The organism is Dyadobacter sp. LHD-138 (assembly GCF_030929615.1).
Lineage (GTDB): Bacteria > Bacteroidota > Bacteroidia > Cytophagales > Spirosomataceae > Dyadobacter.
Window position 1 is genome coordinate 1 of the sequence record NZ_JAVFVU010000010.1, and the last position, 24,374, is coordinate 24,374.

The 24,374-nt window shown below is 43.9% G+C and carries 20 protein-coding genes; 7 read left to right on the plus strand and 13 right to left on the minus strand.

The features are described from left to right. Nucleotides 1–325: 325 nt before the first annotated feature. Nucleotides 326–1,450 carry a Gfo/Idh/MocA family oxidoreductase gene (locus RB622_RS08715; RefSeq protein WP_308046176.1) on the minus strand — a complete coding sequence of 375 codons (1,125 nt, stop codon included), beginning with the start codon at nucleotides 1,448–1,450 and terminating at the stop codon, nucleotides 326–328. Nucleotides 1,451–1,748: 298 nt separating this feature from the next. On the opposite strand from RB622_RS08715, the gene RB622_RS08720 reads away from it, so the two are divergent. The 3 genes from RB622_RS08720 (at nucleotide 1,749) to RB622_RS08730 (ending at nucleotide 5,172) form a co-directional block, all read left to right on the plus strand. Further along, nucleotides 1,749–2,303, plus strand: coding sequence for a GNAT family N-acetyltransferase (locus tag RB622_RS08720; RefSeq protein ID WP_308046177.1), 555 nt, complete (start codon nucleotides 1,749–1,751; stop codon nucleotides 2,301–2,303). Nucleotides 2,304–2,394: 91 nt separating this feature from the next. Continuing rightward, nucleotides 2,395–3,666, plus strand: a complete 1,272-nt coding sequence (locus RB622_RS08725) for a DUF5009 domain-containing protein (protein ID WP_308046178.1) — start codon at nucleotides 2,395–2,397, stop codon at nucleotides 3,664–3,666. A 75-nt stretch (nucleotides 3,667–3,741) separates the two neighbouring features. Then, entirely contained in the window at nucleotides 3,742–5,172 is a 1,431-nt protein-coding gene (locus RB622_RS08730) for a glycoside hydrolase family 125 protein (RefSeq protein WP_308046179.1), read from the plus strand. 75 nt (nucleotides 5,173–5,247) lie between these two features. On the opposite strand, the gene RB622_RS08735 is transcribed toward RB622_RS08730, so the two are convergent. Continuing rightward, nucleotides 5,248–6,105, minus strand: coding sequence for a sugar phosphate isomerase/epimerase (locus RB622_RS08735; RefSeq protein ID WP_308046180.1), 858 nt, complete (start codon nucleotides 6,103–6,105; stop codon nucleotides 5,248–5,250). 141 nt (nucleotides 6,106–6,246) lie between these two features. Between RB622_RS08735 and RB622_RS08740 the strand changes: the two genes are divergently transcribed. Beyond that, entirely contained in the window at nucleotides 6,247–7,110 is an 864-nt protein-coding gene (locus tag RB622_RS08740) for an AraC family transcriptional regulator (protein WP_308046181.1), read from the plus strand. A 225-nt stretch (nucleotides 7,111–7,335) separates the two neighbouring features. Here the strand turns inward: RB622_RS08740 and RB622_RS08745 are convergent, their stop codons facing one another. From RB622_RS08745 to uxuA, 4 genes are all read right to left on the minus strand, one after another. Beyond that, the gene (locus RB622_RS08745; RefSeq protein WP_308046182.1) at nucleotides 7,336–8,772 is read right to left on the minus strand and encodes a Gfo/Idh/MocA family oxidoreductase; all 1,437 of its coding nucleotides are present in this window, start codon (nucleotides 8,770–8,772) and stop codon (nucleotides 7,336–7,338) included. A gap of 138 nt (nucleotides 8,773–8,910) precedes the next feature. Then, a complete protein-coding gene (locus RB622_RS08750; RefSeq protein WP_308046183.1) occupies nucleotides 8,911–9,750 on the minus strand; it encodes a ThuA domain-containing protein in 840 nt (279 codons plus the stop codon). Between the two features lie 43 nt (nucleotides 9,751–9,793). Continuing rightward, a complete protein-coding gene (locus RB622_RS08755) occupies nucleotides 9,794–10,582 on the minus strand; it encodes an SDR family oxidoreductase (RefSeq protein WP_308046184.1) in 789 nt (262 codons plus the stop codon). A gap of 119 nt (nucleotides 10,583–10,701) precedes the next feature. Next, on the minus strand, nucleotides 10,702–11,913 hold the full coding sequence (gene uxuA / locus RB622_RS08760) for a mannonate dehydratase (protein ID WP_308046185.1): 1,212 nt from the start codon (nucleotides 11,911–11,913) through the stop codon (nucleotides 10,702–10,704). Nucleotides 11,914–12,110: 197 nt separating this feature from the next. Here uxuA and RB622_RS08765 point away from each other — a divergent pair, with 197 nt between their 5' ends. Continuing rightward, entirely contained in the window at nucleotides 12,111–13,130 is a 1,020-nt protein-coding gene (locus RB622_RS08765; RefSeq protein WP_308046186.1) for a LacI family DNA-binding transcriptional regulator, read from the plus strand. Between the two features lie 113 nt (nucleotides 13,131–13,243). Here RB622_RS08765 and RB622_RS08770 read toward each other — a convergent pair whose 3' ends face one another. The 5 genes from RB622_RS08770 to RB622_RS08790 all read right to left on the minus strand — a co-directional run bounded on the left by RB622_RS08770 (nucleotide 13,244) and on the right by RB622_RS08790 (nucleotide 21,310). Then, a complete protein-coding gene (locus RB622_RS08770; RefSeq protein ID WP_308046187.1) occupies nucleotides 13,244–14,584 on the minus strand; it encodes a DUF3748 domain-containing protein in 1,341 nt (446 codons plus the stop codon). A gap of 57 nt (nucleotides 14,585–14,641) precedes the next feature. Continuing rightward, complete coding sequence (locus tag RB622_RS08775) at nucleotides 14,642–16,885, minus strand: hypothetical protein (RefSeq protein WP_308046188.1); 2,244 nt, start codon at nucleotides 16,883–16,885, stop codon at nucleotides 14,642–14,644. 47 nt (nucleotides 16,886–16,932) lie between these two features. Next, nucleotides 16,933–18,111: an exo-alpha-sialidase gene (locus tag RB622_RS08780; protein ID WP_308046189.1), complete on the minus strand. Its 1,179-nt coding sequence runs from the start codon at nucleotides 18,109–18,111 to the stop codon at nucleotides 16,933–16,935. Between the two features lie 28 nt (nucleotides 18,112–18,139). Then, complete coding sequence (locus RB622_RS08785) at nucleotides 18,140–19,198, minus strand: polysaccharide deacetylase family protein (RefSeq protein ID WP_308046190.1); 1,059 nt, start codon at nucleotides 19,196–19,198, stop codon at nucleotides 18,140–18,142. A gap of 189 nt (nucleotides 19,199–19,387) precedes the next feature. Beyond that, nucleotides 19,388–21,310 carry a PfkB family carbohydrate kinase gene (locus RB622_RS08790; protein WP_308046191.1) on the minus strand — a complete coding sequence of 641 codons (1,923 nt, stop codon included), beginning with the start codon at nucleotides 21,308–21,310 and terminating at the stop codon, nucleotides 19,388–19,390. Nucleotides 21,311–21,915: 605 nt separating this feature from the next. Between RB622_RS08790 and RB622_RS08795 the strand changes: the two genes are divergently transcribed. Further along, nucleotides 21,916–22,455, plus strand: coding sequence for a sigma-70 family RNA polymerase sigma factor (locus RB622_RS08795; RefSeq protein WP_308046192.1), 540 nt, complete (start codon nucleotides 21,916–21,918; stop codon nucleotides 22,453–22,455). A 107-nt stretch (nucleotides 22,456–22,562) separates the two neighbouring features. Here RB622_RS08795 and RB622_RS08800 read toward each other — a convergent pair whose 3' ends face one another. After that, nucleotides 22,563–23,174 (minus strand): hypothetical protein, encoded by a 612-nt coding sequence (locus tag RB622_RS08800; protein ID WP_308046193.1) that lies wholly within the window; start codon nucleotides 23,172–23,174, stop codon nucleotides 22,563–22,565. A 95-nt stretch (nucleotides 23,175–23,269) separates the two neighbouring features. Next, complete coding sequence (gene lgt / locus RB622_RS08805) at nucleotides 23,270–24,100, minus strand: prolipoprotein diacylglyceryl transferase (protein WP_308046194.1); 831 nt, start codon at nucleotides 24,098–24,100, stop codon at nucleotides 23,270–23,272. A gap of 50 nt (nucleotides 24,101–24,150) precedes the next feature. Here lgt and yidD point away from each other — a divergent pair, with 50 nt between their 5' ends. Then, entirely contained in the window at nucleotides 24,151–24,360 is a 210-nt protein-coding gene (gene yidD / locus RB622_RS08810) for a membrane protein insertion efficiency factor YidD (RefSeq protein WP_308046195.1), read from the plus strand. The last annotated feature ends 14 nt before the right edge of the window (nucleotides 24,361–24,374 follow it).

Consider the following 24,374-nt stretch of genomic DNA (forward strand, 5'->3'; position numbering starts at 1 on the left):
GCACCTTTTTCCTTTGCCTTAATCTTTTTGTTTTTCTACAATTATTGTGGTGCTCTGCACCTTTTTCTTTTGCGTTGATCTTTTTGTTTTCTATAATTATTATGGTGCTCTGCACCTTTTTCTTTTGCGTTAATCTTTTTGTTTTTCTACAACTATTGTGGTGCTCTGCACCTTTTTCTTTTGTGTTAATCTTTTTGCGCTCTACAATTATTGGGGTGTTCCGTACTTGGTTTTGGTGCAGCGCACCCTAATAATTGTAGAAAAACACATCTATATTCCGAATTAGAGGTGCGTAGCACCGCAATATGGAATCGTTATCCTTAATCTACGCATTCTTAAAATCAGGCAGCTGGATCAAAGCACCGCCTTGCAAAGCAGATTCATGTGCCAAAATTCCAACACTTGTCCAGTTTGCCGACTGCCATGCATTCGGGAAAGGATCGCGGGCTTCAACCAAAGCCGTAAGGAATTCGTGCGCCAAATGCGGGTGAGAGCCTCCGTGTCCGCCACCTTGTACGAATGACAAGTGCGCGTTATCATCCAGGTCATAAACACCGTGACCGGTAAACTGCTGGATTTCTGCCGGCAATAAATGCGCGTAATCCGGTGTTTTTACGTGTGCAGCAATTTCATGCTCTGGCTTTTTAGCGGTATGGATCACCGGATCTTCCCCTTCGATCAATGGCCATTCAAAAGATTTTTTACTTCCGTAAACCTCAAAACTTTCGCGGTACTGACGTGCCACGTCGAAAAGAGAACGATAGACATAAGCTGATAAGTCGCTGTCTTTAAATTTGATATGGGCAGACTCAACTGCAAACGGTGAGTTATGGATTTTTGCAAGATCCTCGCTGATCGTTCCCGATCCGAAACATGAAACATATTCTGCTTCCAGTTTAAGCAAACCGGCCACAGGGCCTACGCAGTGTGTGGCATAGTGCATCGGAGGCAAACCTGGCCAGTAGTCAGGCCATCCTTCCATATCTTGCTGGTGACTGGCTTTTAGGAATTGTATTTTCCCAAGCTCTCCTTTTTCATAAAGTTCTTTCACAAACAGAAATTCACGTGCATAAACCACGGTTTCCATCATCATGTACTTCTTGCCGGTTTCTTTACAGGCTTTCACAATTTCCATACAATCTTCAACGCTGGTAGCCATAGGGACCGTACACGCGACGTGTTTGCCGGCGCGTAGTGCTTTCAAAGTCTGTTCTGCGTGATTTGGAATAGGAGAGTTGATGTGAACCGCGTCTACTTTTGGGTCATTCAAAAGGTCGTCGTAACTTGTGTAACGAACATCGATACCATATTGATCGCCCACAGCGTTTAGTTTTGATTCTGTACGCTGACAAATTGCATACATATTCGCATTTGGGTGACGCTGATAAATAGGGATGAATTCAGCTCCGAAACCGAGACCAACAATAGCAATGTTAATTTTTTGTGACATATTAAGTAAAGGATTAAAGATTCGGATTGTAACCTTTTATGGTTTTAAATTTAAAGCGTTCGCATGCTATTTTAATGTGTTTTTCGATGCGAGACGGGGTACAAATTGCACTATGCTAAGCTCTTTTATTGACAATACAATTTTACAGCAAAATAATGCTAAAAACTTTACGTCTTTTGATTAGTACTGGCTGTATTTTGACTTATTTTCGTTCGTGGGTCTACTTTTTAGCAAAATAAAGCTATAAGAGAATGGTGGCCGCAAGATTGTTTTAAATAAATTCAGTTACTTATAAAGTATGATCAGACCAGCAAAACCCGAGGATGCAGCCGCCGTGGCACCTTTAATGATTCTGGCGATGGGGCATATTGCCGGCATATTTGCACAATCGGAAAAGCATGAAGACGCCATTCCGTTTTTTGATGCTTTTTTCAGACAGGAGAACAATCAATATAGTTACGTGAACACGTTGGTATTCGAAAATGAATCCGGTGTTGTGGGCTCTGTAACGGGTTACGACGGGAAATTGCTTCGCGCATTACGCGAGCCGATACTGGAAGAACTTCACAAATCGGATCCCGGTTTTTTACCCAACGATGAAACCGAAGCCGGCGAATATTACCTGGATTGTGTGAATGTGCATCCAAGCCAGCAAGGAAAGGGTATTGGGCAATTGCTGATAACCGCTTTTTGCGAGCATGCCTGCAAGCTCGGTTATCCTCGTGTGGGGCTGATTGTAGATTTGGAGAACCCTGCCGCCAAAAAATTATATGAAAAGCTCGGTTTTACCGTAGCCGGAAAAAAAGAATTTATGGGGCATCAGTATGAGCATATGGTCAGGAATATGGATTAATACCCATGTTTCGATTGTGCTGCATTTTGGACACTGCATTTCAAAAAACAGTAACTTGTGTCCTCCTAAACCTTGTAAAAGTTTTTTTGACATGAAACCTCGTCTTATTTCTTTGGATGTCCTTCGCGGACTCACCATAATCCTCATGACGATCGTCAATAATCCCGGGGATTGGGGGCATGTCTATTCACCGCTGTTGCATGTGGAGTGGCATGGCTGCACGCCGACAGACCTGGTATTTCCTACTTTCCTCTTTATCGTTGGGGTTTCGGTTGTGCTGGCAACGCCGAGTAAAAACCTGACTGTTCATTCATTGCAAAAGATTATAACCCGAACACTGAGGATTTTTTGTCTGGGTCTGTTTTTGAGTTTTTTCTCAAAAATTAATGCTTTTGGTTTGGAAGGTTTACCGCTTCTTAGCCTTAGGCTGGTCATTACAGCCATTGTAGTCGTGGCATTGTTCCGTGATTATGACCGGAAACTTCAGTTTTATGTCTCGGTTATTGTTTTTTTGACGATGATGATTTTGGCATTCGGCGGCTTTAAGGACTATGAAACGGTACGTATTCCGGGCGTTTTGCAGCGTATTGCTATTGTTTATTTCATCGTATCGTTGTTATACCATAAAACGACCTGGAAAACACAAGCGATTATTGGCATCGTGGTTTTATTGGCCTACTGGGCTTTTATGACGTTAATTCCTGTTCCTGGCATTGGGGCGCCTAACTTTGAAAAAGGAACCAACCTTGCGGCATGGCTGGATCATTACTTACTTCCCGGGCATTTGTGGGCTACTTCCAAAACCTGGGATCCGGAAGGAATTCTTAGTACGCTGCCAGCCATTGGAACCGGCATTGCCGGACTGCTGGTCGGGACTTTATTGACAAATTCCTTTTCCAAAGACAAAAAGGCGCTCTATCTGTTCATTGCTGCGCTGTCTGCGATTGTTGCGGGCCAGCTTTGGAATATCGTTTTTCCTATTAACAAGGCGCTTTGGACGAGTTCATATGTGCTGTATGCAGCGGGGATTGCCTCACTTTGTCTGGTTGTTTTGTATTATGTGATCGATGTTTTAGGGATTTCCGGCTGGACGAAATTTTTTGTCATTTTTGGCGTAAATCCTATGGTCGTGTTTTTCTTCTCCGGTATTATTCCACGGATGTTGAGCAGCATTAAAGTCGCGTATCCCAATAATTCGGCGCATGAATCAATCGGTTTGCAGGCTTATTTTTATGAGTTTCAGTTATCTCCGCTTTTTTCTAACCCTATCAATGCGTCGCTTGCCTATGCGCTGATATACCTTACGTTATGGTTTGTGATTTTGTATATTCTTTACAGGAATAAACTGGTGTTTAAGGTTTAGAAAATAGTGTCCGTATTTTTTGCCTAAATTGCTTCTTTAAAATTTTTAAGAATTCAGAGCAGGATTAATTTGAGCATGATAGAACGTAGAACATTTTTAAAAACAGGCGCACTGGCGGCGGCGGGAGCTGCTGTGGGTAACTGGTCATTTGCGATGGGAAGTGCAGCTGATTTTCCAGTAGTGCGCATTTCCGTTGATCAGCGCAGTTTCAAAAGCACTGCGGTAGAAGCGACCATAACCAGAATGAAAAAAGTGATCAAAGATCCGGAATTGGCCTGGTTGTTTGAAAACTGTTTTCCCAATACCATTGATACCACGGTTCATTTTAAGCCTGTCGACGGCAAACCGGATACCTTTGTGATCACCGGGGATATTGACGCGATGTGGCTTCGCGACAGTTCTGCGCAGGTTTGGCCGTATCTGCCTTTGATGAAAGATGATTCTCACCTTCAGGAAATGGTGGCCGGGCTTATCAACCGTCAGACGAAATGTATCCTGATTGATCCGTATGCCAACGCATTTTACGACAGCCCGAAGGAAAGTGAATGGACTACCGACAAAACCAAGATGACGCCGATGCTTCACGAACGGAAATGGGAGCTGGATTCTTTGTGTTATACCATCCGTTTGTCTTACAATTATTGGAAAACGACCGGCGATACCAAACCTTTCGATGCAGACTGGCTGAAAGCGGTGCAGTTGATTTTGAAAACCTGTAAAGAGCAGCAACGTAAAGAAAATCGTGGTCCTTACACGTTTGGCCGTGTTACAGCATGGTCCACGGATACTGTTCCAGGTAATGGTTATGGTAATCCGATCAAGCCGGTTGGGCTTATTGCGAGCACATTTAGACCGTCGGATGATGCGGCCGTTTATCCGTTTTTCATTCCGTCCAATTTCTTCGCCGTTGTTTCTTTCCGTGAAGTAGCAGAAATACTGGAAAAAGTTGCCAAGGAAACAAAACTGGCTTCTGAATTCAAGGCACTTGCGACGGAAGTGGAAAATGCGTTGAAAAAATATGCAGTATATCCACATCCGAAATTCGGCAAAATTTATGCTTTTGAGGTGGACGGATTTGGCAACTATTTGCTGATGGATGACGCCGGGATTCCTGGTTTGATCAGTATGCCTTACCTGAACGCAGTTTCTACCAAGGATCCGGTTTATGTAAACACACGTAAATTTGTTCTGAGTGACTCGAATCCGTATTATTTTAAAGGAAAAGCCGGAGAAGGATTGGGAAGTCCGCATACGCTCATCGATCAGATCTGGCCGATGGGGATTATCGCGCGTGCCATTACTGCTACGGACGACAAGGAAATTGAAGCACAATTAAAGCTGCTTAAAAATACGCATAACCATACCGGCTTTATGCACGAATCTTTTGACAAAGACGATCAGTCAAAATTCACGCGGAAGTGGTTTGCCTGGGTAAATACCCTGTTTGGGGAATTGATTTTAAAGCTTGAAAAAGAACGGCCGCACTTGCTGGCTAAGGTTTATTAATCTTTTTCAGAAACCGGATTTTTTAAAAATATTTTGCCCGGGCACATCATTTCGATGTATCCGGGCAATTCCTTTTTAAAACGCAACCGATTTTACGATCTGTGGATTTTCAATATTTGATTTGATAAATGACAGCCCATCGCGCATGAGCTGTTCCTCGGATTCAAACATTTTGCGCCAGATATTGGCTACCGGTAATTTCGGGCTGAATGCTTCGATGCCAATCCATCCGTCATATTTTAAGTCGCGGATTGCACCAAATACCCCATCCCAGTCTACATTTCCCTTGCCGGGTGTCGAACGATCATTTTCAGAAAGCTGAATGAATGATATCCTGTCACCCATTTTTCGCATGGTGTCTCCAATATTCTTTTCTTCAATGTTCGCATGAAAAGTATCGAACATGATTTTGCAGTTCGGGTGGTTCACGTCGTCCACAAAGCGCATCAGTTCGTCGCCGCAGCTTGTCAAATAGAGCTCAAAACGGTTCAGATATTCAAGTCCGAGCGTGATATCCAGTGATTCTGCATAGTCGGCTAATTCGCGGATTGCATCCACACCCCATTTCCATTCGTCAGAAGTGGCCGGCTGTCCGGTGAAAACGCCCAAAGCAGCATGATAAGGCCCCATCAATTTGGTCGCTCCTAAAACCAGAGAGCAATCCACGGCTCGTTTAAGATGTTCTAAAGTCGATTTTCGCATGGCCGGATCCTGGCTGATCAAATGATTGTCAGGGCCACAAATTGTATCTGTTTCGCAGGATAACCCGATGTCGTCCAGTTTTTTACGAAATTTAAACCAGTGCTCGGGATTGGTATTGAATATGGGTACCTCTACGCCATCAAATCCTATTTCTTTAATCAGTTCAAGGGTTGGAAAAAGAGTATCGTCAATTTGATTTCCCCATAGCAGGAGATTCATGCTGTACTTCATGCGGTGTTATTTTTTTTAATACAATTTTACAACTACAAAATACTAAATACTTTCTGTCATTTGATTAGAACTGGCTGTATTTTGACTTTTGTTTAAATATGTTCATTATTTTTGGCAAAATTTAGATAAGTCAATATCCTTATGAAAGCGCCGATTCATAAAAATGTCGAAAGTCAGGTACGGTCCGTGACGATACATGAGCTACAAGAGTCTCATTTTGATCCAAACTGGCATTTTCACCCGCATTACCAGCTTTTTACCGTGCTGGAAGGCACGGGAAAACGCCTGATCGGAGACTCAATTCAGACCTTTGAACCGGGTGATACCGTTTTTCTCGGGCCCGATATTCCACATCTATGGCGCAGTGATCCGGCTTATTTCGATGGAAGTCCGGAGCTTTTTACCCATGGTGTCGTGCTTTATTTTCAGGAGGATTTTTTGGGAAAAGACTTTTTTGAAAAACCAGAAATGCTCCATTTAAAACAACTTTTGATTGATTCCAAACGTGGTATTGCATACAAAGGTGTGATGCGGGACCATATCCGGGAAGAGCTTTTGGAGCTAAGAAATGCGGAAGGTTTCCTTGGAATATTAAGACTGCTGACACTGCTGGATAAGCTTGCCCACGGGACCGGCGGTTCGCCCATTGCCAGTTATGGTTATGTAAATACCTACAAAGTTTCTGAAACGGAACGCATGCAGAAAGTGCATAATTATGTTCTCCAGCATTTCGCTCAGGAAATACGGCTTGGTGATGTAGCCTCGCTGGCGGGAATGAGCGAGGCCGCTTTCTGTCGTTATTTCAAAGCCCGCGCGAATAAGACTTTCATTGATTTTGTAAATGAAATACGTGTTGGGCACGCCTGTAAGCTGCTTTTGGAGGATCAATGGACAATCGCCCAAATTGCTTACGACAGCGGGTTTGATTCGCTATCTAATTTTAACAGGAATTTTAAGCGATATATTGGGCATACGCCACGGGAATATAAGGGGAATTATGAGTGAGGGGAGGTCTGTTTAGTTACAAAAAAGAGGATTTCACGTCAATAGGTTAAGCATGAGTTTTGGTCATGCCACAACAACCTAACGATACTGACATGGAATTGAGTAAAAGCCAGATTCAGGAAATAAAACTGCTCATCGTGCAAAGAAGGATCTGAACTAAAAAACACCCCATTCTGGCTGAATTTCCAAAATGAGATGTTCTTTAGTTTAACTGTTGCTAATGTATCAGCCTTTTACCTTTGTCGTTCCATAAGGCCCGCGCTGTGGTCTTGATAAAGTTGCGCTGGCTTCTTTATCCCCAATGAAATCTTCTTTTTTAGGATCCCATTTAAGTTTCCTGCCTAGTTTCATGGCCGTATGTGCCAATAAGCAAGCGGTGCAGGAGCGCTGGGCTATTTCTGCGTGACTTATGGTTTGTTTGCCGCTCTGGATACTTTCTATCCAGTTTTGATGCTGCTCAGGGCTTGCGTATAAATGGACCTCGTTTTTACCGATCACCGAGCCAAGAATTTTTGGGTCGCTGGCATAAAATGCCTTGTTCTCTTTGGCAGAAGCTGCTGCACCAGGATCTGAGGCTGTTACCCCCACGTTGCCCCGTGAAACAAAAATCCAGCCTTCGGTTCCTTCAAATTTGACACCATTTGGATTTGTTCCACCGATTTCCATTTCAACGCCATTGGCATATTTTGAGTTTACCAAGAAGTCGCCATGTACGTCCCACAGACCTGAACCTGGTGCCGGGAATGTAGCTTTTCCTTCAATTTCAATTGGACCAGTTAATTCCGTATCCATTCCCCAATGGGCGATATCAATATGGTGGGAACCCCAGCCCGTGATCATTCCTGCGCCGAACTGTTCCAGACGCAGCCATCCCGGCCGTTCATTCAGTATATCGGTTTGCGAGTGGACGCGATCCAGGGTATAATAGGTGTCTGGGGTTGAACCCAGCCACATGTCAAAATTTAAATTGGAAGGTACCGGCATTTTAGCAGGATTTCCGCCAGCTGGATCGCCCGGCAATCCGACGTAAACCTTTTTCAGCTTGCCAATTCGTCCATTACGAACCAGTTCGCAGGTTCTTTTGAACTGAGGCCATGGATTCATGGAACGCTGCTGGCTTCCAAGCTGAAAGATCACCTTTTTTCTGATGACCATATCAGCCATCTGCCTGCCTTCCCGGATGGTCAGAGAAGTAGGTTTTTGCATGTAAATGTGTTTTCCGGCAGCGGCCGCTTCCATGGCTGGCTGCGCGTGCCAGTGGTCGGGCGTACTGATGATAACGGCGTCTATATCTTTTCTGGCCAGTATTTCGTGATAGTCATCGTAGGTTTTTACATCCAGATATTTCTCTTTTCCGGTACGTTCAGCATATTTTTTTTCAATCCAGATTTTTCCTTGTGCCAATCGGTTTTTATCCAGATCAGCAACGGCAATAACGTGTGCTGCCTCGTTTTTAATTACTTCGGGCAAATCGTGCGATAAGCCAATGCGGCCGAATCCGATCTGACCGATGTTGATTTTGTTGCTGGGTGCATTTTTACCAAAAACACTTGCGGGCACAATCGTCGGGAACATGGATGCGGCGATAATACCGGCAGTGCCTGTTCCTGCTGTTTTCAGGAATGATCTTCTGCTTTGATTTTTTTCTTCTGCGTTATGCATTGGATTCAGGGATTATGGTGATGGATCAGATGTTGGAGCTTATGCCGGGCTGCTTCGTCAGATGGTCGCTCCATAGGGCGCTGCCCTATGTTAAAATAGGCGCTGACCTATGTTAAAATAGGACGGCCTTTCAGGCCTTTACTTGGTTTGGACTTCATCGTTCGGGGTTTTAGCGTAAGCTTTTCTGTAATTGCGTGGCTTTTGCGCTCCGATCGCCCATTCGATTCCTCCAAGGATGTGTTTGCGTAAGTCGTCCTTTAAATAGTCCTCTTTTTCGTGACCGATAGACGTGTAAAATGCCCGGCCTCCGTCGTACTCATGCCACCATACCGATGGGAATATGGTTCCGAAAGTATCCAGGGCTTTTCCCCCGGGTTTTTGGATCGTGGTGTGATCGTTAACCGCGAGCACGTTAAGGTTAACGCTCATTTCTTTTAGAAAATAAAATTCATCTTTTTCACGGTCCCATTTTTTAGGCAGGTGTGCCAGCGAAGGATTTTTTGAATCCAGTACTTTTACCGAGAAACGCTGACCAGGCTCGTGCCAGAAGAAAGTGCCTCCCAGTAAATTTTTAAACCACCGCCAGCTGCGTTCCGTACCACAGGCAGAATGGAGCCCGACAAAATTACCGCCAGCCTGAATGTATCGCATCAGTGCAACACGTTGTGCATCGGTATCAAAAACGTCGTTATTGGTATTTGAAAAAACAAGGACGTCGTATTGTTTGAGATTTCCATCCGTAAACTTGGCCGGATCTTCACTGGCGTCCACAGCGAAGCCATATTGCTTGCCTAATGCCTGGATCGCAGCAACAGAATTTGCGATATTGTCGTGCACATAACCCTTCCCGTTTTTGGTATAGACGAGCACTTTTACTTTGTTCCATTTAATTTTCTGAGCATCCGCAGGCAGGGTAAACAAGACCGCAGCCAATAGCATTACGAGGCATGTAAATTGTTTAAGAGCTGTTTTTTTCATTGGTAGCATTTGACTTTTATTAAGGGAAAAGGAGATTGAATTATTAAAATCCGATGGAGTTTCCGCCATCGACAGGGAGCGAAACACCGGTAATGAATTTGGCTGCCTGTGAGGCTAAGAATACCGCTGCCCAGCCGATATCATCCGGTTTTCCCCAGGTTCCCATCGGCGTTCTGTCCATGGCTTTATCCCGGCGGGAAATGTCTCCATTCATGGCGGTCAGCATCATAGGTGTTTCTATAAATCCGGGAGCAACTGCATTGATTCTTACATTATAAGGCGAAAATTCAGTCGTTAAGGCCTTAACCATCCCGGCAACCGCAGATTTGGAAGCCGTGTAAGCCACCACCCTGTCGATTCCATAGAGCGCGGCCATGGAAGTGATCATGATAATAGAGCCCTCTTTCCGCGCGATCATCCGTTTGCCGCATTCCCGTGTCATTGAAAAAACAGCATGTAAATTAGTTTGGATCACCTTGTCGAAATCTTCGTCAGTTACCTCAACGGCAAATTTTTTCATATTGATCCCTGCGTTATTGACAAGAATATCAATGGGGCCGCACTTGTTTTCAATTGCTTCAACAAGGGTGGGAATTGTGGTAAGCTGGGTAATATCATTGACGAAATATGAAGCATTTGCCCCTAATGTATCCACGGCTTCTTGTAACACAGGCTCGCGGCGGCCGGTTAAAACGACACGGGCTCCTGCCTGTACCATGCATTGGGCAATGTAAAAGCCAATTCCGCTGCCACCGCCGGTGATGAGGGCAAGTTTCCCGTCCAAAGAAAAAATCGGAGGGTTTAAGGTTTCTTTGTTAACTGAATCAGACATTTGGTTAAAACGATGGGTTGGATGTGCTGGAATGTTTGGTTTTGAAAAAAACGGACTCTTAAAGGAGACGTTTAAGGTACTTGGTACGCACTGGAAATGGAATTTTCTCCACAGATCGTTTAATCCGGGTTGTAATTTAGCAGCGAGCGGGAAATTCCTAATTCCAGTCCTCTTAGTTCCGCCAGCGCTTTCAAACGACCTATGGCTGAATATCCCGGATAAGTTTTCTTTTGCAAATCATCCAGCATTTGAAAACCATGATCCGGTCGCATGGGTAGTGCCTGGTCTGTGTAACCGGCTGCTTTTCGCCTTTTTTCTTCTTTCAACAAGGCTTTAACAACCTCATACATATCCACGTCGCCATCTAAATGCGGCGCTTCGTGAAAATTTCGGGTGCCTTCTTCGCGTTTGGTTGTGCGCAGGTGTACAAAATGAATCCGGTCGCCAAATCGTTCGATCATGCCCGGCAGGTCATTATCTGCCCTTACGCCCAATGAGCCGGTACAAAATGTGATGCCGTTCGCTCTGATGTCACAGGCTTGCATCAGATGTTCAAAATCGGCTTCGGTGCTAACCACGCGCGGGAGTCCCAGGAGAGACCGTGGCGGGTCGTCCGGATGAATGCAAAGATTAACTCCGAGTTCCTGCGCAACCGGAGCAACCTGGGAAATGAAATAATAAAGATTTTTCCTTAGTTCAAGGTCACCGATATCTTTGTATTGATCCAGTAAAGATTGAAAAATATTGAGATCAAAGGCTTCTTCGGAGCCGGGAAGTCCCAGTAAAACGGTATTGGTCAGTACCGAAAGCTGATAGGAAGACATGCTCTGGAATTTACTTTCCGCCGCAATTCTTACTTCCGGTTCATAATCCGCTTCGGCATTCGGTCTTTTTAAGATAAATAAATCAAAGATGGCAAAATCTACCCAGACGAAACGCAGCGTTTTGGAACCCTCGGGCATTGTATAATCAAGTGCCGTACGAGACCAGTCCAGTACGGGCATAAAGTTGTAACAAACGGTTTTTATACCGTTAGCCGCCAGATTTCGCAGTGATTCTTTATAATTTTCGATATACAAATCACGCGCAGGCAATCCTTTTTTGATATCCTCATGAACAGGCAGACTTTCAACGACGACCCAATGCAAGGGTGAAAACTGATGATTTTTTTCTTCAATAAGTGCCTTACGTTCTTTAATGGCTTTTGAACTCCAGATATCACCAACGGGAATCTGATGTAAAGCGCTTACGATGCCACTGCAACTAGCTTGTCGAATATCCATCAGGGAAACCGGGTCATTTGGGCCGAACCAACGCATGGTATGTATCATACTGTGTCGTAGAAGTTTTTATGCTATAATTTTTTATCAAGTCAATACGGGATTGACCAGTATTTTTTTGACCAAATCGTTTTAATGGTATAAATATCTAAATATTAATTTGGATTGCAACCGATTGCATTCATTTTTTGTAAAACATCGATTTCTTGTTATCTTTCAATTTAAATTGGAACCACCCCTGCCTGAAAATGGAAAAAGAAGTTACGATATATGATATTGCTAAAATTCTGGATATTTCGCCGGCAACCGTGAGCAGGGCTTTGAATGACCATCCGGCGATTAACAGCAAAACAAAAATTTCGATCAGGGCGACGGCAAACGAAATGGGGTATCGGTCCAATACATTTGCCAGTAACTTGCGCAGGCGCAGTACGAACACTTTGGGCGTGATCGTTCCGCGTTTAAACAGCCATTTTATGTCGGCGGTATTGGCAGGAATGGAGGAAGAAGCCAACGCATCCGGTTATAATCTTTTGATAAGCCAGTCGCTGGAATCTGCTAAAAAGGAGATTGCCAATGCAAGAACCATGTTCAACAGTCGTGTCGATGGCTTATTGGCCTCGGTGGCTTATGACACCGAAACCTTCGATCATTTTGAAATTTTCGTCAAAAAGAATGTCCCGATTTTATTTTTCGACAGAATTATTGACCATCCAAAATGCAGCGGTGTAGTGATCGATAACGTGCTTGCAGGATTTAAGGCCACTTCGCATTTGATTGAGCAGGAATGTAAGCGGATTATGCATGTGACGGGAAATTTAAAGAGAAACGTTTATTCCGGCCGTCTTCAGGGATATCGCGAAGCGTTAGTCAGTAATGGACTGAATTCACCTGAGGAATTGATATTGATTACGGATTTGAGCCAGGATGCCGGAAAATTTGCCGCGCAGACCATTGATGAAATGGATTATCGTGTCGACGGGATCTTTATTTCGAATGATATTTGTGCAGCCAGTTGTATCAAGGCGCTGAAAGAAAGGGGTTATTCAATTCCCAGAGATATTGCCATCGTTGGTTTTAACAATGATCCGGTGTCCCAGGTGATTGAACCAAATTTGACGACAGTTTATTATCCCGGACAACAAATGGGAGAGGTGGCTGTCCGGAGTATGATCGATCATCTTAAAGGAAAGCAGCTGATCGACGTATCGAACACCATTATTCTGGAATCAGAGTTGATGGTTAGGGAATCGTCGTTAAAGAGATAGCCGATAGATGACTTTAAGGCAATAAGAAAATGGGTGTGTGTGATCACACGCACCCATTTTCTTATTATATTATCATTAAGTCCTTTTTTGAGACTAAATTTCCAAAAGGGATCTTAGTCTTCTGCTTCGTAGTTTTTAACAAATATCTGTATCGTAGCTGTTTTGCCATCCTGCGGTTTTACGGCTCTGTTGAAAGCAAACGTCTTGCCATCATGCGCCCAAACTACGTTGGCTGGGGCAGTTTCTGTTGGCGTGGTTAATGATTTAAAACGCTGCTGAAATGGAGCATCACCGGTTTTACATAACGTAATACTGCCGTTCCAAATGTAACTTACCTGCTTCCCGTCCGGATGCCAGCGCAAATTTCCTGACACATCAGATTCATGTTCGGTTAGTTGTGTGGGTTTTCCTCCGGCTGGCGCGATCAGAAAAACCTGTTCAATTCCTTTTTCATCTTTTGCTAAAAAAGCCAGCGTGCTACCATCTGGCGAGGAACGGACGATACCCGAACAACCCGGAAATTTACTATCCGCAGTATAAGTCAGCCTTCTTTGCACCGTTCCTTTCGGAGGCATTGGGAAATCGGTTGCGGTACCCTCCAATGGACCGTATTCTCCTGGCAGGGTAATGTTGTTAGGGATATCTACAACAAATACTTCGGGAACGTTTTTGCCATTTTTGTTCACAACGGTTCCCAGAAATGCCCGGGCGATTTGCATTTTTCCGTCCGTATGACGATAGCCGTTCCTGCCAATCCAGCTGTCGCTTACGGCATGACTTATTTCGTCGCTACCCGGTTTGGGTTCAGGCACTACGCGAACCACCAGTGCGCTGAACCACTGACCGGCAACATTTTCGGGGTCTTGATGTACGACAACGGAGCTGTTTTTTTTTGAAACGCCAATGGTCCGCAAATTTCTTTTTACGCCAGATGCATCTTCAAGTGCCTTTAAAATGGCGTCGTTATAGGTAAAACCGATCCATTGCCCGTCTCCGCTCCATTCGTGACGATGTGTTCCGCCACGCAACGCGCCTGGCGTGAACGGAAACGTAATGTCCCGCGCATCCATATAGATGGGAACGTTAGGTTTTGCATCTTCAATGATTACCCCGGTCCGGCGCCATTGCTGGTAGGGATTTTCCTGGGTGCTATTTTCCAATCCATGAATAAAAACAACCGCGTTTTCCTTAGGGCTATAACTCACGGCGCCTGCACCGGGTCCCCAGGTTCCATTATTTTTAACATCAAAAAGAACTTTAACCTCACCCGTTTTTACATTTACTTTTTCGATCCTCGGAGATTCCGCAATACCACCATCATCGGTGCGTGTATCGTAAACCAGCCATTCGCCGTCAGGAGAGAAATTGTCGTTATTATCCAGGTCGTGATTGTAGGTCAGGTCATGGGTAATTTGTTTTTCTTCAGTTTCCTTTTCCGGTTGACAGGATTGCATTGATAAAAATATTAGCGTGAAAAATACGGGCAAAGATAAATTGTTCATCGGATTTTATTATTTGGCCGGGGCGGATCCCGGGGCGCTGATTACACCTAAATATCGTCCCATCCAATAGGGCAGAAGCCAGATGTCTCCCGCGCTTTCTTCGGACGTTCCACCCACACCGTTACGGTCCAGGTCGAAAGTATTACTGTTATGGCGTTTAACCGGGCGTTCATCCGGTGGTAGAACTTCCTTGGTGGTCTGCTTGCGGAAATTCGGTTCGATCAGATCAATATCTTTTCTGTGGCTGTTCTTGATCGACCAGTTGATCATGTCCAACGGATATTCCTGCAAGTACCATACGGCTTCTTTCAGGTCAAATTCATCTACGCCGGTTATGGCAGTGAAAATATTCCAGGCACCTTCTTTTTCGGGTCTTTCTGCTTTCCAGTGGTCCAGGATCTGATTTTTGTACGCTGCTTTCAACGTGTCATTCAGCGCATAACGATACAAGCCCCAATAGCCGATAAAGTACATCTCGTCATCCGAATGATTCCATCCATCGGACATGTGTTTTGCATGGTCATCGGCATCCGCCGGTGCTTTCCCGATTTCATTCATCGACCGCATCATGTTTTCATAGTAGCCGAATTTATTCATCAGCTCAAATGCTTTGGCCTTATATTTTTCTTTTTTTGTAAAATGATAAGCCGTTTGAAGCATGGATATGATGTTGGAAGAATTCAGTTTTCTGTCTCCCACATTCGTCGGGAATGAATTCACATATTTTGGATTCCATTTCCCCCACATGGTAGGTTTTCCATCAAAATCGACGAGGTACATGTCGTTTTTCAGGATATGTGACATCACCGTGTCCATCAGCGTGATGGCTTTTGCTTTCATCGGTTCGTCGTCGATCAGCTCGGCGATGGCGCCAAAAGCAAACATATGGCCAATGATTTCATCGCTGCTGGTGGTCGATTTCCAATCCCATTCTTTTTCCGGTGCATGCTGCCAGCGTTCCGGATCTGCCAGGTTTTCGATATGTCCGCTACGTTCAAAAGATCTTGCAGGGAAACCCGGGACAGGATTTACAGTGAATAGTCTTTCCAATGCGTCCAGTGATTCGCGGCAGTTTTGAAGCGCAACGGAATCTTTGGTAGCAGCATAGCGAAAAATTTCCCCTCCGAGATACATGGTGGTCCAAAGACCATCATTGTCTGAATCGGACATATAACCTGTTGCAAGATTTCCTTTTTCCATACCGTCCAGCGCTGCGTTGAAGCCGTTCCGGATATGTCTCAGACGAACCTGTTCCTCATAGTAAACCGCCTTATCGTGCAGCGTCATTTCTTTAAAATCGATTTTTCCCAAACCGGCCGTCGTTAAAACCAACACTGCGTTTTCAGGACCCTCTGAAATGTGGACAACTTTATTGCCAGGCAGCCAGCGCTCGCCATAATAATAGTCAAATTTGCCATCGGGACGCAGTGAAAAAGCGCCAGCGTTTGAGCCAAACCAAACCTTGTTGTGGACTTCTTTCACATAAGTAATGTTGGTGACAGGAAGTCTTTTGTTGATTGCTCCGATCTGTTTTTTAGTGGCAGGATCAAATTCAAGATAACCATCCGTGGTACCTATTACGATTTTTTGCCCCTTATTGGTTAAATCAAATGCGGTGAAATTAGCGCCGTCAGATACTTTGGTCAATTGATTTTCGGCAGACAAAACACTCAGGGTCTTTTTTCCAAGTATCCAAAACTGGTTGGCATTTTGCTGATAGCGGATACTCAAAACTTCGTCATCCGTTAAAGTACCGTTCCAGAGATTTTTCGAATCTTTTACAAGCTGCAGTGATTTTCCGTCAGAAATCAGGAAGGTGAAATCTTTTCCGCCTTCAAATATTTTTGCCGCCGGAAGCGTATGTTTGGAAAACAAAGTACCCGCCCAGGCATTGCTGAAAACTACGGAATCACTCAGATAAACAAACTGCTGATCATAAACACCCATGGCAGCAATTTTTTTAAATTTCATAAACCGGTATGTATTATCAGACATGATGGTACCGTGATACAAAAATTTACCGTCAAAAGGGTGTTGCAAACCTTCCTTTGCAAGTAATTGTACAACTGCATTGCGGTCGGAAAAGGTCTGAAGAAGATTCAGTTTTGTGGTATCGGCATAATATTTGATACTGTAATCCTGAACGAAAGGTTTGTCTTCATGAACAGGTTGTTTTACAGAACTCTTGCTGCACGAATAAAAACAGATCGCAGTGCAAAGTAAAAGGAGTGAATAAAGAAATGTCTTGTGCATAACAATTGAAGTAAGGGTTTTAAAGCTGTCGGGTTTAGCGCTGATGATCAGTTGGTGATTTTTTTAGGATCGACCACGACATATTTTATCGTTTTTTTCTGTTTTTCGGCATGATGCGAATACGTCATGTGTAACAAACCATCCTTGGTTTGGATGAGCGAAGGATAGGAATAACTGCCTTTTTTAGACAGATCGTTTTCAATAAAAGTTTTCCATTTCCAGGTTTTCCCCTCATCGCCCGATATACGCAGACTCAGCTGATACCGGCCATCGCCAATATCATTTCCCAGGAATGCCCATTTGCCGTCCTGAAGAACAAGCAGCTCTACGCTGGCCGTATTGGGGATATCGGTTTTTACGGTTGCTTTCCAGGTTTCTCCCTGATCGGCCGACTCGCTGATGTGAACCTGTGTCGGGCCGTCGCCGCTATCACGCATCAGCGCCACAATATCTCCGTTTTTCTTTCTGGCAAGCGCGGGCTGAATCGGACCGCGACCAATAACCGGTAAGCTTGGACGCCAGGTTTCTCCGTTGTCATCGGAAATGGCCATCAGGGAAAAATTATAACCATCGGAGTAAAGTGGCAGCACAATTCTTCCATTTTCGAATAGCAGCGGTTTGATACGGGTCATCCAGCCGATACTTCTTTTCGTGGCATCCTTACTGGCTTCCACAATCATTTCGTCATATTTTGGCGCGTAACCGGCCCAGCCAATCGTTGATTCCGGCATGGATTTGAATTTTGCGGCTGTTTCTTCTTCAAATTTTTTATCGGGTTTTAATAAAATGTTGTCCTGCCAGTTCCAGACCGGGGCACCTGCTTTGTTATAATCGACAGAAGTTTTAAACCGGATGATCGATTGCTCCCAAAGGTTGGCCTGCACGGCGATCCAGGTTAAAAAAAGTTTTCCCTGGTTATTTAAAAACAGCACCGGATTACAATCGGGAATAAGGGGTGTGTCGGCCATCAAAAATGGTTCGCTCCATGTTTTATCACCTTTTTTCAAGCGTGCACCCATAATCTTTACGTCATCGGCCGTTCTTTCACCGCTTCCCTGAAACCAGGCAACAAGAAAATCTCCATTGGGCAGGCTGACGATGCTGCTTCCGTGAACGTGTTTTTCCTGGTGCGGGAAAATAATGGTTTGTTGTAAAACGGGGGAGGTTTGAGCCTGAACAATATGGATTGAAAAGAACAGAAAAAAAACGTATAACTTGATTTTCATTTTAAAAAACAGGATTACTCAATATAAACTACTTCACTTGCTTGCGCCTCGCCAGCATTTCTGTCCAGGTCGTTAAAATAACACCCTCGGATTTGATGAACGCTTTTAAATCCGGATCGAGCATCGAAAGCATGTCCGCATAACGGGATCCGCCGGAACTGCTGATATGTTTGAACGCGTCTGTAATATCGCTGCTGTGGACAATCATCATGGCCACGCCTGGCTGCATTTTTGTAATTGTTTCACGGAATTTTTCGGCTTTGTATTTTCCCCATTGCGCTGCTGATACGTTATCGCCAGCCGGTTTCCAGTCGCCGCTGATCGTATGCAAATCATCGAGAACGGGCAATTCGGCGTTCCAGATTTTTTCACCAACCGATTTGGATTCCTTGATAATGGCCGGCTGGGGAAGCTGCATGCCTTCTTTCCATTTCCCTTCCGCCTTTAACTTTTTGACAAGCGGGTTATTCAGACATTCGATCAGAAGCCTGTTATTTCCTCCCGGGAACATCACGGGGATGCCATATTCAACCCCTACCTTGATATATCGCTCTAAAAAAGGCGGATGGGCAAAGAGTGTTCCCATGTGAGAGTCCATGTGTGATGGCTTCAAACCCATTTTTAACGCCCTTTCAAGCTGGGCACGGATCTCCTGCTCGACGATATCAGCACTGGCATTTTTTACGACATCCTCAACTTCATGCCACATACAACCTTCGTCGTCAACCAGTCCCGGCGAGTGTTTGATACCTCCGAGCGGCGGCCACCGATATGCCTGCCATTCCGATGTTAATGTCAAGTGCAGACCAGCATCCATTTTGGGATTCTTTACCGCATATTTGGTAAAACTGGCGGCCCATGGACAGGGCATCATGATACTGCATGAAGTAGCAATCCCGCTTTCAATGGATTTAATCGCTCCCTGGTTGGACGAATAGGACATTCCTGCATCATCGACGTGGAATATGATTACTTTCGCACCTTTTGGCCAGCCAAGTTTTTCTGCATAGGTTTCGGGCGACTGTGCCATTAAGTTTGTCCATGTTATCAGAAAAACCAGGAAAGATAAAAATGTGTGTTTTTTCATATTTTTAGTTTCAAAAGGCATTCATAATAACAATACTGTCCGTCTCACCGATCGTACCAGACAAAGCCGCATTTATTTTATCATTTCGGAATATTTACCCACTCGGAGGGAAGGTCAGACAATACCATATTTTTAATATCATCCGCGGAACTCCGCTAAAACCTCCCCAAAACACCGCGTTGAACCTTATTACGAAGCGTAATCTACATTTTCCTGAAACAGGAGCGAGATTAGTTTTTTATGCTGAGAAAAGTCCGGGATAAGCAATTGTGCCCCGGCGCGCACCAGACGAGGTCGTTTGGCCGGATTATGTCCGAAGCGTTGCAATTCGTTACTGGTGATCCCCACGGAAACACCGCCTGCGCGGCGACCTTCCCGTATTTCGTCAGGACCGTCACCGAAGACAGCCAGTTCGTTACCGTTCAGGTTATTTTCCCGGATGATTTTTTCAATGATCATTTTTTTGGAAAACTTGGTATAATCCTTTAAAGCGCCATAAATGCCGCCGTCAAAAAGGTCAGCATAGCCGAGCATTTTGGCTTCATTCACGACATCGTCAACATCCGTGCCGCTGGCCAGATACATGGTTACACCACGTTCTTTTAATGCATATAAGAAATCAACGGCACCTTTCATCGTGTAATCCGCTTGTCCAAGCTCACCGGTTTCCAGTTTTTGCATACGTTTATTGACCATTTCCATCAGGCCGTCATTGTATAGCTCCTTGTACTGAAATTTATCAAGAATCTGGTTTTCGGGTACAAATCCGAACTCTTTCACGAGCGCGACCAACCCTTCCATTTGGAAAATGGTCTGAATGCCGGTGGTTTTGTGGATGAAATCTTTAACCCTTTCGAATACTTTATGATAAGTGCCCGAATCAATGGTATCATATTGTTCCCCAAGAATTGATTTCATCATCACCGGTTCCATAATTTCTTCCCAACCCTGGCGCAGGGAGCTGATGGTACCATCATGGTCAAAAACGGCATAACGGATATGTCCTAAACGATCCAGGATTTCAGGACTGCAAAGTTCAAATTCTGTTTCAGGAACATATACGGCCAGACGTTCATTCTCCGCAAGGTCTGCGTTATATACGAAATCAGGTTCGTGGCTTATTTTTAGGATCTCTTCGCCGGTGGCGGTACCCGTTGTGTACAATTTTTGTACTGTTACAGCGGCCGCAAAATTGGCAAAACGAGCCGCTTCTCCCGCGGAAATTCCTGCTGCCAGACATAAGGTAAGCGCGCTGATGGTGGTATCTCCCGCGCCAACGGTATCCAATTTTCCTTTTAGCTGCAAGCCGGGAACTTCATGGTAACCATCCGTGTCGAAAGCCAGAATGCCGCGTTCGCCGCAGGTAACGAAAACAGGCTTTTGTGTTTTTTCAAAAACTTCGGCACCGTATTTTTTGACATCGTTTGTCGGAATGGTTTCATCAGGGCTCGTACTGATGCCCAGTAAGGCAGCCGTTTCCCGGTCATTTGCTTTGCGGCAGGTATTCTCAAAACGGTCGTTATAGTGTCGGGAATCCAGCATCACTATTTTATGACTGTATTTCTTAAAAAGTAGATCGGCTTCTTTGATAAACGATTCGTTGTTAATACTGCCAAGAACCTGCTGGTTGAAGATCAGCGCATCATATTCTTGTAGTGTTTTTTCAATTGCATCCAGGATCTTGCGGTCTGTCTCGATCGTGCGTTCATTGAAAAGTCCAAAATCAATTCGCGGCTCTTCCTTGCCGTCAATGTGTCTTTTTAGATAACTATAGGTATTGAAATTTTCCTGTTGGGTGTAAAGCGCAGAAGTATCCGCGCCAAGCGTTTGTAACTGGCGTGTTAGTTCGCGGCCATAGATATCGTTGCCAATGACGCCTATAACCTTAATTTTTTCAGGATTAAGTGCAGCCAGATTGGCTACAACATTTCCCGCGCCTCCTGGTGTGTAATAATGCTCCGATACCGCTTCGGCCTTAAGGCCGGTTTCGATTGAGATTTCGGAACCCCGCTTGTCCATGATCCAGTAGGAATCAAGACAAAAGTCGCCGTACACGGCAATTTTCACAGCTGAGATTTTATTCAGAATACTTTCGATACGATTTTGGTCCATTGCATTAATTTGCTCTAAAGGTTCAGGAATTTAATTTTTCAAATATATTATATCACCGCTTTCGCTGTGCAATATATACGCTGCATTGAATAAGGTAGGCTATTTGCAGCGGTTTCATTTTTAAGGTCCTGGTCTGAAAAGGCTGCTTTTAACTTTACAGAAATCGATAAAAGACCATCTTTTAAAATGATGTTCTTATTTGATGAAACAGCCTGAGCGGGAGGATTTAAGAGCTAAATGAGAAATAATCGTTAACATTTTATTAAATAAAACTGTTTTACGCAAAATGAAGATCTTTTTACGCAAGTTGCGATATATTTTTCAATAACGCCGCGTAAATTTATAATCACAATTCTACTGGCATCGATCAAAACAAAACATTGTATAGATAATCCGAAGCGGAATATACTATTGACTATATAATGTTTCATCATATTTTATTTCAACGTACAAGGCTTATTGCTAAATAATGAAGGTTTAGATTGTCGAATTTTTGATGCAGTTGTTTTGGACTAATTGTTGAAAAAATGATAATTAATACGATTGATTTGTTTAGACATACTATTTTGAATTAACCCTGTTCACTTGATATAACCATTACTATCGTGGCCCATCCTGATCAAGATATCCTGCAAAAAGTTACGCAAGGCGACGAAGCCGCTTTTGCGACGCTCTACAATTATTATAAGACTCCGGCACTGAGATTTGCCATTTCCCTGCTGAAGGATGAGGAGGAAGCGGAGAACATGGTACAGGATGTTTTCCTGAAAATCTGGATGAAAAGGGAACATATTAAACCCGATCATAATTTCAATTCATACCTTTTTACATGCCTGCGTAATATGGCGTTCGATCATTTTAAGAAAATTGAGAAAAATGACTATCTGCGCAGACAATATATGGAGCTGATCAAAATCGCTGCCGATGATGAAAAAGAGGAGAAGGAACGGAGAATTTATTTGATTCAGGCTGCGATCGATTCGTTGTCATTAAAAAGAAAACAGATACTAAGACTGAATATTGAGGAAGGGAAATCGTATCAGGAAATTGCAGAATTTCTCAGAATTTCGAAGAATACGGTAAAAAATCAGCTGGTGAAAGCAAAACAGATATTAAGGGAAAAAGTAGATTTTGCAACTGCCTGAAATTACCTGCACAGATATTAACCCCCGATACAACTCTACACAAAGATCCCTAAACCCAAAAAAGGAGCCGAAAGGCTCCTTTTTATGTGAGAACAAGGTTGATCTGCTTATTTTAAATCGGATAATTTGTCCAGGTTCATGTCGGCAAGAATGCCTTTAAGCTGATCCATGGTCACGTTATCCCCATTGACGTTGACGACGAAACGGTCTGCTACCAGTACGTTGATTTCTCCTGATTTGCTTTCGTTATTATATTTTTCGTAGCCTTTGTAGCCCTCTATTTTTGTCGTTTTTTCGTAACCGGTTTCTGTTTCCTTATCAATATCAGCCATCGTCCAGGCGGCCAGCGCCATGGTGGCGACTCCTGCCACGCCGCCCGTATCAAAGATCTCTACATGGACGGAAGCGTTGGATTCGTCAGCATATTTGGCTTCTGCTCTTGAAATGGTAAAACCCATCGCCCCGTTTTTCTCTCCAGAAGCCTCTTTTCTGGATAATCCTGCCGCTTTTTCCGGCAATAGTTCTTTTAATTTTCGGAAATCAACCGGGTCAACAGGTTCTTTATTTTGCATATTCTTAGCCTTATCTGCAAGTTGCTGCAAGGCATCAACGGCATTTTTAGGTTCTTCTTTCTCCTCATTCTCCTGCTTTTTTGAACCACAGCCGGATAGTAAGAAAACAGAGGCAAGTGTAAGCGTCAAAATAAGTCTCTTTTTCATACAGATAGATTATAGATATTACTTGATAAATGCAATTTAACTAAAAAAACTATTCTGTATTACTATCATTTATTTTATGGTAATCCGGCTCTTAACTAACTGATTTTCTGGATGGCATGCTTTCTTGACTGCACGATAAAGTAAAGTCCTAAAAGGACGACAGGAATACTTAATATCTGACCCATGTTGAGCGCATAATTGGCTTCAAAAGCCTCCTGGTTTTCCTTTAAAAATTCATACAGGAAACGTAAGGTAAATACCCAAACGAAGAATATGCCTACCAATAAGCCGCGTGGTGTTTTTTCCTTGAACTTATTCCATAGCCCCAGCAGGATGAAAAAGAGCACAAAGCAGGAGATGGATTCGTAGAGCTGCGCCGGATGTCTTGGTATCTGAAGGAACTCTGTGTTTTTCATGAAAATAAAGCCCCATGGAACGTCTGTTGGGCGTCCCACAATCTCAGAATTCATAAGGTTTCCAAAACGTATGAATGAACCCGCCAAAGCGACTAAAATAACCATCCGGTCAGCGATCCAGAGAAAGCTTTGTCCGGTGCTTTTTCGTGTTCTTGCATAGAGATATAATCCTGTTACAATGCCAATGACGGCTCCATGGCTGGCCAGTCCTGCATACGGAGGAAGAATTACTTCAAGGGGATTTTTGAAAAGGACCTCCGGTTCGTAGAATAAAAAGTGGCCGACACGTGCGCCTACCACGGTGGATATCACCATATACAAGGTCAGGGCGTCAATATCTTCCAGTGGTTTTTTTTCGTTTTTAAAGATGTGGATCATGATTTGTTGCCCGATCAAAAAACCGGCTGCAAAAAGAAGACCATACCAGCGAACGGGAAAAGGACCGTAATCCAGAAATTGAGGGATTGTAAAGATTTCGGGATTAACGTCCCAAATTATGTAGGAAATCATGTGTTTATGATGTTAATTGTCAAAGATAATACTTTACACAACGAAGCAAAATGAAATTTTTACTCATTGGACTGGTACGAATTTATCAGGGCGTTTTATCTCCTTATCTGCCGAATTCGTGCCGTTACACGCCAACCTGCTCGCAATACATGATCCAGGCTATTCAAAAATATGGTGTTTTGAAAGGGGTACCTATGGGTTTAAAGCGGTTTTCAAGATGCCATCCCTGGGGTGGTCACGGCCCTGATCCTGTGCCCTGACATACTCATATTTA